General features: G+C 44.0%; 5 protein-coding genes, 15 tRNA genes, 1 rRNA gene and 2 pseudogenes. 22 read left to right on the top strand and 1 reads right to left on the bottom strand.

Features of this window, described 5'->3' with window-relative positions; all coding sequences use genetic code 11:
* Positions 1–90 precede the first annotated feature (90 nt).
* The 16 genes from rrf (at position 91) to JCM21738_RS19650 (ending at position 1,803) form a co-directional block, all read left to right on the top strand.
* Positions 91–206 (top strand): 5S ribosomal RNA (rrf, locus tag JCM21738_RS19725).
* A 65-nt stretch (positions 207–271) separates the two neighbouring features.
* Positions 272–346, top strand: a tRNA-Asn gene (locus JCM21738_RS19720).
* Positions 347–350: 4 nt separating this feature from the next.
* Positions 351–442 (top strand) — tRNA-Ser (locus tag JCM21738_RS19715).
* Between the two features lie 16 nt (positions 443–458).
* Positions 459–533 (top strand) — tRNA-Glu (locus JCM21738_RS19710).
* Between the two features lie 3 nt (positions 534–536).
* Positions 537–612, top strand: a tRNA-Val gene (locus JCM21738_RS19705).
* A gap of 26 nt (positions 613–638) precedes the next feature.
* Positions 639–712 (top strand) — tRNA-Met (locus JCM21738_RS19700).
* Positions 713–715: 3 nt separating this feature from the next.
* Positions 716–791 (top strand) — tRNA-Asp (locus JCM21738_RS19695).
* Between the two features lie 22 nt (positions 792–813).
* Positions 814–889, top strand: a tRNA-Phe gene (locus JCM21738_RS19690).
* Positions 890–960: 71 nt separating this feature from the next.
* Positions 961–1,045, top strand: a tRNA-Tyr gene (locus JCM21738_RS19685).
* 8 nt (positions 1,046–1,053) lie between these two features.
* A tRNA-Trp gene (locus JCM21738_RS19680) sits at positions 1,054–1,127 on the top strand.
* 11 nt (positions 1,128–1,138) lie between these two features.
* Positions 1,139–1,214: transfer RNA gene (locus JCM21738_RS19675), tRNA-His, on the top strand.
* Between the two features lie 39 nt (positions 1,215–1,253).
* Positions 1,254–1,328: transfer RNA gene (locus JCM21738_RS19670), tRNA-Gln, on the top strand.
* Between the two features lie 5 nt (positions 1,329–1,333).
* A tRNA-Gly gene (locus JCM21738_RS19665) sits at positions 1,334–1,408 on the top strand.
* Between the two features lie 9 nt (positions 1,409–1,417).
* Positions 1,418–1,492: transfer RNA gene (locus tag JCM21738_RS19660), tRNA-Cys, on the top strand.
* 40 nt (positions 1,493–1,532) lie between these two features.
* Positions 1,533–1,614, top strand: a tRNA-Leu gene (locus JCM21738_RS19655).
* Between the two features lie 116 nt (positions 1,615–1,730).
* Positions 1,731–1,803 (top strand) — tRNA-Gly (locus tag JCM21738_RS19650).
* A 132-nt stretch (positions 1,804–1,935) separates the two neighbouring features.
* On the opposite strand, the pseudogene JCM21738_RS19645 reads toward JCM21738_RS19650, so the two are convergent.
* Positions 1,936–2,603, bottom strand: a pseudogene (locus tag JCM21738_RS19645) (B3/B4 domain-containing protein).
* Positions 2,604–2,709: 106 nt separating this feature from the next.
* Here JCM21738_RS19645 and queG point away from each other — a divergent pair.
* From queG to JCM21738_RS19615, 6 genes and pseudogenes are all read left to right on the top strand, one after another.
* On the top strand, positions 2,710–3,867 hold the full coding sequence (gene queG / locus JCM21738_RS19640; RefSeq protein ID WP_023625530.1) for a tRNA epoxyqueuosine(34) reductase QueG: 1,158 nt from the start codon (positions 2,710–2,712) through the stop codon (positions 3,865–3,867).
* A gap of 89 nt (positions 3,868–3,956) precedes the next feature.
* Positions 3,957–4,854 (top strand): annotated as a pseudogene (locus tag JCM21738_RS26890) (amidase domain-containing protein).
* 87 nt (positions 4,855–4,941) lie between these two features.
* Positions 4,942–5,421: a tRNA (uridine(34)/cytosine(34)/5-carboxymethylaminomethyluridine(34)-2'-O)-methyltransferase TrmL gene (gene trmL, locus JCM21738_RS19630; RefSeq protein WP_023625527.1), complete on the top strand. Its 480-nt coding sequence runs from the start codon at positions 4,942–4,944 to the stop codon at positions 5,419–5,421.
* Positions 5,422–5,507: 86 nt separating this feature from the next.
* A complete protein-coding gene (nfsA, locus tag JCM21738_RS19625) occupies positions 5,508–6,257 on the top strand; it encodes an oxygen-insensitive NADPH nitroreductase (protein ID WP_023625526.1) in 750 nt (249 codons plus the stop codon).
* A 334-nt stretch (positions 6,258–6,591) separates the two neighbouring features.
* The gene (locus tag JCM21738_RS19620) at positions 6,592–8,487 is read left to right on the top strand and encodes a PrkA family serine protein kinase (RefSeq protein ID WP_023625524.1); all 1,896 of its coding nucleotides are present in this window, start codon (positions 6,592–6,594) and stop codon (positions 8,485–8,487) included.
* A gap of 82 nt (positions 8,488–8,569) precedes the next feature.
* Positions 8,570–8,752: a hypothetical protein gene (locus tag JCM21738_RS19615; protein ID WP_023625523.1), complete on the top strand. Its 183-nt coding sequence runs from the start codon at positions 8,570–8,572 to the stop codon at positions 8,750–8,752.
* Positions 8,753–8,773: the final 21 nt, after the last annotated feature.

Raw genomic sequence — 8,773 nt, 5'->3', positions numbered from 1 at the left:
AAAAAGCTTTTCATTAAGTGAAAAATTTTTAAAATTTCTCTTGCAAAATGCATAAAAGACAGTATAATAGAAATTGTCTTTGAAAAAATGTCTGGTGGCGATAGCGAGAAGGTCACACCCGTTCCCATACCGAACACGGAAGTTAAGCTTCTCAGCGCCGATGGTAGTTGGGGGTTTCCCCCTGTGAGAGTAGGACGCCGCCGGGCAGGATGCATTTTCATCCAATTCAAAGATATGGATCGTGCATCCAAGTCGGAGAAATCATTATTATTCCGCAGTAGCTCAGTGGTAGAGCACTCGGCTGTTAACCGAGCGGTCGTAGGTTCGAATCCTACCTGCGGAGCCAATTTGGAGAGCTGTCCGAGAGGTCGAAGGAGCACGATTGGAAATCGTGTAGACGGTCAACGCTGTCTCAAGGGTTCGAATCCCTTGCTCTCCGCCATAGAAACTTTATATCTGGCCCCTTGGTCAAGCGGTTAAGACACCGCCCTTTCACGGCGGTAACACGGGTTCGAATCCCGTAGGGGTCACCAAACGGAGGATTAGCTCAGCTGGGAGAGCATCTGCCTTACAAGCAGAGGGTCGGCGGTTCGATCCCGTCATCCTCCACCATATATATTTTAAAAGATTATTATCGTCGCGGGGTGGAGCAGTCCGGTAGCTCGTCGGGCTCATAACCCGAAGGTCGCAGGTTCAAATCCTGCCCCCGCAATCTGGTCCCGTGGTGTAGCGGTTAACATGCCTGCCTGTCACGCAGGAGATCGCCGGTTCGATCCCGGTCGGGACCGCCATTTATATTGACAGTATCATAGTGGCTCAGTAGCTCAGTCGGTAGAGCAAAGGACTGAAAATCCTTGTGTCGGCGGTTCGATTCCGTCCTGAGCCACCATTTATACAATACCTGGTTATTCAGGTAATTTGAAAAAATGGGTTTTTCAACACAATAAAAAATGGTATAGTGGAGGGGTAGCGAAGTGGCTAAACGCGGCGGACTGTAAATCCGCTCCCTCAGGGTTCGGCGGTTCGAATCCGTCCCCCTCCACCACTTAATATAGGGGTATAGTTTAAAGGTAGAACGAAGGTCTCCAAAACCTTTGGTGTGGGTTCGATTCCTACTACCCCTGCCAATTTTATTATGGCGATTGTGGCGAAGTGGTTAACGCATCGGATTGTGGTTCCGACATTCGTGGGTTCGATTCCCATCAGTCGCCCCATTTTAATCACATTTTCAGTGATAAGAGAATACAATATATTGGGCTATAGCCAAGCGGTAAGGCAACGGACTTTGACTCCGTCATGCGTTGGTTCGAATCCAGCTAGCCCAGCCATTTTTGCGGAAGTAGTTCAGTGGTAGAATACAACCTTGCCAAGGTTGGGGTCGCGGGTTCGAATCCCGTCTTCCGCTCCAAAAACATATGGCGGCATAGCCAAGTGGTAAGGCAAAGGTCTGCAAAACCTTTATTCACCGGTTCAAATCCGGTTGCCGCCTCCACTAGATCATTAGTGGCAGCAAAAAGTAAGAATCTTAATATGCCGGTGTGGCGGAATTGGCAGACGCGCACGACTCAAAATCGTGTTCCTTCTGGAGTGTCGGTTCGACCCCGACCACCGGTATCACTCTTATTATAAACAGGATATCCTGTTTTCTTTATTTAATAGGAAATTATAAAATATTTTTGTCGGGTCTGACCAAGGCGCTTGCGCTTTTCTAATTTCATAGAGATATGTATGCGGGTGTAGTTTAGTGGTAAAACCTCAGCCTTCCAAGCTGATGATGAGGTTCGATTCCCTTCACCCGCTCCATACATACGTGACTAACGCAGTATGTCGTTTCCAGAAAACGATATACTGCGTTTTTTAATTTGTTTTGATCAGACAGATTGGCTAGACGATATAAAGCCTGTGTTTTCCTTAAGCCAAAAGAAAAAGGATGCATCAGCATCCAATCATTCTATATGTGCCAGTTCCGCCATGTATTTGGATAAACATATTCATTAGAGACTCGGTCATTTTTTGCTTGTCTTCAGGGGAAGCTGAGGGCCTCAGATAAATGATCTGCAGAGCATTTGTTGTTTTTTCAGTTATGGCTGTTCTTTCTGAATCAATAAATGGACTTCCGAATGGCCCTTGTTCATCTGCGGAGATGATTAGGTTGGCAAGGTTATTGGTTCTACCATTTAGACCTGTGTATTCTTCGCTTTCTTCTCCGATTTTAATAAATACATTCCCTATCAGCTTGTCACTGTCATAAACTCCTATTGGAATTTGATATTCAAGTGAGAAGAAGTTATTTAAATCTATCGCACTATGTATCGATTGAATATAATTCTGCTTTGCGATCCTGCGGTAGAGGGCTTCAGCCGAATGTCTATATCGGTTTGGATCCTTCCCTGTTGTTTTGAATATTGATCGCCACTCTTTGACGCCTTCAAGTTCGGTTACGTTTTTTTCAAGAAGGTCGAAGTAAATTGATTCCTGGAAAAGCTGAAGTCTGCCTTTTAACATTTGCTGAGACTCGCTACCTGTATATCTTTATATTGGATAATCCCGACTGTGAATCCGGGAATGAGATCACATATCACCCTGGAAACTTGAATTTCCATTGATTCCACCTCCAAATCTGCTTTAAAATAGTTTATCATAAAAGTAATTTGCTTTTAAATTTATGGGATTCAATATAGATATCAAAATAGAAAGGAGGAAATCGCTATGGATATGGTCAACCTGAAAAAGGATATAATTGAATACTCTAAAACAATAGGGATTGATAAAATCGGCTTTGCGTCACCATCAGCTTTTGAAGAGATGAAGGTCCGGTTATACAGGCAGCAGGAACTCCAATATCAATCCGGCTTTGAGGAAAAGGATATTGAGAAGAGAACGGAGCCTAGCCTGATTTTTGACCATCCTAAATCAATCATCTCGATTGCACTCGCCTATCCTTCGAAGATGAAGACGAAAGTTGTCAGCAAGAAGTGGGAACGTCGGGGAATCTTCTGCCGTGCTTCATGGGGGATCGATTACCACGTAGTTCTCAGGGACAGGCTGAAAAAACTGGAGGATTACATTGCTTCTAAGGTACCTGGCTCAATGTTTAAATCGATGGTCGATACGGGAGAATTAGTTGACAGGGCAGTTGCTGAACGGGCAGGCATAGGCTGGAGCGGAAAAAACTGTTCCATTATCACACCAGAGTTTGGATCATATGTTTATTTAGGTGAAATGATCACGAATATACCGTTTGAACCCGATACGCCTATGGAGGATCGCTGTGGCAGCTGCAACAAGTGTGTGGAAGTTTGTCCGACTGGGGCACTTGTACAGGGCGGGCAGCTTGATGCGCAAAAATGCATTGCCTTCGTGACACAGACTAAGGGCTTTTTGGCTGACGAGTTCCGGGAAAAACTGGGCAACCGATTATATGGCTGTGATACTTGCCAGACGGTTTGTCCTGAGAACAAAGGGAAGGACTTTCATTTCCATGAAGAAATGGAGCCAGACCCTGAAATTGCGAAGCCCCTTCTTAAACCTTTACTGACTATGAGCAACCGTGATTTCAAAGAAAAGTTTGGACATGTGTCCGGTTCCTGGCGAGGCAAGAAGCCTATCCAGCGTAACGCAATCATTGCCCTTGCGCATTATAAGGATGATACAGCAATGCCTGAATTGATTAAGGTGATGCAGGATGACCCAAGACCTGTTCTTAGGGGGACGGCAGCATGGGCGCTTGGCAAAATTGGCGGAAGTGTAGCGCTGGATGCACTGAAACATGCGTCTGCTGTTGAGAGGGATGAGGAAGTACTGAATGAAATCAGTAAGGGACTGGAGTTTTTTAAGGACAACTTAGAGTCTAATATAACTGTGTAAGAAGGATGGATTTCATTAATTCCATCCTTTTTTTATGCGTGAAATCCTGGAAAGTTTCATAAATATGAAAGGTGAAGGGAGGGATGAACATGCGTGAACAACTGCAGGAACTGCTGGAACAGCGTGTCCTTCAATGTGTATCAATGCCGAGAAATCAACTGCACGAGTGTCCCAGTATAGAGATGAAAAAGCAGAGTTTTGCCAATAGATCTGCTGAAGTTGTAAAAGCTAAGGCAAATGGCAGGATTAAAGAGAAGTTTGAAGATAAGGAAAATGCCTCGGTTTTATATGAGGTTCATTTCCAGTATTTGATTAAGCAACGGGGATTATTTTACATGGAGGAAGAAGTGGAGAAGAGGCAGGCTGAATTTTACAAGGGCATCCTGGTAAATGATGAAAAGCTGAATGAAATGAGAGAATCCACCCAGGCCAGTGAAGAAGCGATGCCTGCTATTGCACAGCAGGAGGGAGACCAAGAGAGGAAGGGTTTCAAATATGACAGGCTGAAGGCTGTTCAGTATGCGGAAAGGTGGTGGAATGATTATAACCCTGCATATAAAAAGTTCGAGGTCGACTGTACCAACTATATTTCTCAATGCCTTCATCAGGGCGGAGGCCGATGCGTGGGTATCCAAATCGAAGCAATGGCTGGTGGATGCAGAATGATAATTGGAGCTTCAGCTGGTCGGTCGCCAATGCGATGCGCTGGCACATCCCAGGTCGAAGCTGGGCTTAAGGGGAAGAGAAGTCAACAGTGCTGAAAAGCTGAAACTTGGAGATGTCATCTGCTATGATTTCCAGGGGGATGGGCGTTTTGACCATACCACGATTGTTACGGGACATGATGCGGATGGAATGCCGCTGGTCAATGCCCATACGTATAACAGCAGGTTGAGGTATTGGGCATATGAAGATTCGACTGCCTATACTCCAAATATTAAATACAAGTTCTTTACGATTACAGACGATCGTGATGATATTAAATGACAATCCGAAACTAGTACAGCGCCATTTCTTTTGCTGAAAAGGAGTGTAGTGGTATAATGGCATTAGTTTTTATTAGAGGTGAAAGTTATGGCATTGCATGTTGTATTATATCAGCCGCTCATTCCAGCAAATACTGGCAATATAGCGCGCACATGCGCCGGTACCGATACCGCGCTTCACTTGATCAGGCCGTTGGGATTTTCAACGGATGACAAGATGTTGAAGAGAGCGGGCTTGGATTACTGGGAGCATGTGAAGATTCATTATTATGATTCACTCGAGGACTTTTATCAACAGAACGCGGGTGGAGAATTCTTTTATGTAACCAAATTTGGCAAAAAGGCGCCTTCTGACTTTGATTATAGTGCAACCGAAAAGGAATTCTTCTTTATTTTCGGCAGAGAGACTACAGGACTACCTAAAGAAGTGATCGAAAACAATATCGAAACATGCCTGAGGCTGCCTATGAATGAGAATATCCGTTCACTAAACCTGTCTAACACGGCTGCTATTTTAATTTATGAAGCTCTTAGACAGCAGGACTATCGGGATTTACGTAAATATTAGGAGGCCTTTTCAGGTCTCCTTTTTGGCATAACACGTTTACAGGTTATTTTGCAGGCTATACATAATCAAGAAGGGGCTGTTTAAAAATGAATCAGGTCATTGAGACTCTATTACAACATCGTTCAATCAGGCGTTTTACAGATCAACCGCTGGACCGGGAGCAAGTTGAAGCAATCGTGAAAAGTGCCCAGGCGGCTTCTACTTCAAGCTTTATCCAGGCATATTCAATAATCGGTGTAACAGATCAGCAAAAAAAGGACAAGCTGGCTGAAATGGCCGGTAATCAGGCTTATGTAGCGGCAAATGGCCACTTTTTTGTATTCTGTGCAGATCTCCATCGCCATAAGATAGTCGGTGACTTGGAAAGTGCAGATGTAGAAGATATGATTGAAAGCACAGAAAAATTCATGGTCGCATTGATTGATGCTGCTCTAGCTGCACAGAATGCGGCAATTGCTGCTGAATCGATGGGACTTGGGATTTGCTATATAGGCGGAATACGGAATGACCTTGAGGCGGTAAAGGAGGTTCTGAAGACACCAGAACATGTTATACCCCTGTTTGGCATGGCAGTAGGCTATCCTGACCAGGAAACGGATCTGAAGCCGCGACTTCCGCTGGAGCATATCTATATGGAAAACGAGTATCAACAAGACCGGGCGTTGTTTGAAAAGCAGCTTCAAGATTACAACCAAACGATTTCTGAATATTATGAAGAAAGAACAGGCGGAAAGAGAGCCGATACCTGGACTGGACAAATGGCCAAGATGCTTGGACGCAAAACGAGGATGTATATGAAGGAGTTTGTTGAAAAGCAGCAATTGAATAAAAAGTAGTTAGGAAAGTGAAAAAGCTGCCAATCGGCAGCTTTTTATTTTTTCGTGATTCCCGGCTTATCATCGTAACCGCCTGTGAAAATAGCAGCCAGAAATGCAATAGTTACGCCTATAATTATGATTAGTTTCATGTATGTAAGCCTCCCTTTTATTCGTTTTGACCATATAGAGTTCATTATATCCTATAAATTCGCAACTGTGAAGGATGGGCTCGTTTTTCCCGTTGAAAGTAAAAAAGGACAATAATCAAGACGGAACGTTTACGCATGTTCAAATTGTTTGCTGCATAGAATTTATTAATCGTCTCTTGATAACGCTAGATGGGGAGGTCCATATGGATATTTTAAAAAAAATTGAGATGTATCGCCAGGATGAAGAAAAGCTGAAGTGGGAAGGGACGTTCAGGGAGTATCTTGAAATTGTGAAGGAACAGCCATGGGTAGCTCAATCGGCACATTCTCGTGTATATAATATGATCAAAGACACAGGGATTGAAAAGGATAAAGGAAAGAAGCGCTATTCCTTCTTTAATTCACAGTTATTCGGGCTTGAAGAAGCATTGGAAAGGCTTGTTGAGGAGTATTTTCATCCCGCAGCGAAAAGGCTGGATGTAAGGAAGCGGATTTTGTTGTTAATGGGACCAGTAAGCGGAGGCAAGTCTACTCTCGTCACGATGCTGAAAAGAGGGCTGGAGGCTTATTCCCATACAGACAGAGGAGCTATTTATGCGATTAAGGGCTGCCCGATGCATGAAGACCCACTGCATATGATTCCGCATCACTTGCGCAAGGATTTTTATGATGAATATGGCATTCGAATTGAGGGCAATCTGTCGCCGCTTAATATGATGAGGCTTGAACAGGAATACGGCGGCAGGATTGAAGATGTAATCGTGGAACGGATCTTCTTCTCTGAGGATAAGCGGACGGGAATCGGCACTTTTAGTCCATCTGATCCAAAATCACAGGATATTGCAGATTTGACTGGCAGCATTGACTTCTCTACCATCGCGGAATATGGATCTGAATCCGATCCGCGTGCCTACCGTTTTGATGGGGAATTGAATAAGGCGAACCGCGGGATGATGGAGTTCCAGGAAATGCTAAAGTGTGATGAGAAATTCCTCTGGCATTTGCTCAGCCTGACGCAGGAAGGCAATTTTAAAGCGGGAAGATTTGCATTGATCAGCGCGGATGAACTGATTGTCGCGCATACGAATGAAACGGAATACCGTTCGTTTATCTCCAATAAAAAGAACGAAGCCCTGCATTCACGTATTATCGTGATGCCAATTCCATATAACTTAAAAGTGTCCGAAGAAGAGAAAATCTATGACAAGATGATCAGGGAAAGTGATGTAAATGATGTTCATATCGCGCCACATACTCTGAGGGTGGCGGCGATGTTCACGATACTGACGCGCCTTAAGGATCCAAAAAAAGGCGATATTGACCTTATCAAGAAGATGCGGCTTTATGATGGCGAGAGTGTCGAAGGATTCAATAGAGCTGATGTTGAGGAACTGAAAAAAGAGCACCAGGATGAGGGCATGAGCGGAATTGACCCTCGTTATGTCATTAACCGGATTTCTTCTACAATCATCAGGAAGGAAGTCAAAACGATTAATGCTTTAGACGTTCTTAGGTCACTTAAGGAAGGCCTTGACCAGCACCCTTCAATTACAGCTGAGACAAGAGAACGTTACCTTAACTATATTTCTATCGCGCGCAAGGAATACGATGAAATCGCGAAAAAAGAAGTGCAGAAGGCATTCGTCTACTCATACGAAGAGTCAGCTAAAACTCTTATGGATAATTATCTTGATAACGTCGAAGCATACTGCAACAAGGCGAAAATGCGTGATCAGCTGACTGGAGAGGAAATCAATCCGGACGAGAAGCTGATGCGCTCTATCGAGGAACAGATTGGCATTTCCGAAAATGCGAAGAAAGCGTTCCGCGAAGAGATTTTGATCAGGATTTCTGCCTATGCGCGAAAAGGCAAGAGGTTTGATTACAATTCGCATGACCGCCTGCGTGAAGCGATCCAGAAAAAGCTGTTTGCTGACTTGAAGGATGTCGTTAAGATTACGACTTCAACAAAAACTCCTGATGAGACGCAATTGAAGAAAATCAATAATGTCGTCGCACGGCTGATCGATGAGCATGGTTACAACTCTACTTCAGCGAACGAATTGTTGAGGTATGTCGGCAGCCTGTTAAACAGATAGATTATGAGGACCTGCAGATTGCAGGTCCTTTTAGTTTATAAGTAGCTGAAAGCGGGAATAGTACAGGCAAGAGGTGATTAGAATGACTGAAAAAGATTTCCCGAAGAACTATGTCCCTAAAAATAGTTCAATGGCACGCAATGAAAAAGAAATCGAAAATCTTGGCAAGCAAATGGAACACCGCCGCACAGGCGAAGTCTTGAAAGAGGACTACGATAAAGTACCAGATCCAATTCAATTTGATAAAGCGAACGAAAAGGAATAACCTTTGCTGATAACGCAGAGG

The sequence above is a fragment of the Mesobacillus boroniphilus JCM 21738 genome (assembly GCF_000517385.1).
GTDB classification, from domain to species: domain Bacteria; phylum Bacillota; class Bacilli; order Bacillales; family Cytobacillaceae; genus Mesobacillus; species Mesobacillus boroniphilus.
This window is presented reverse-complemented; position numbering and strand designations above follow the sequence as displayed.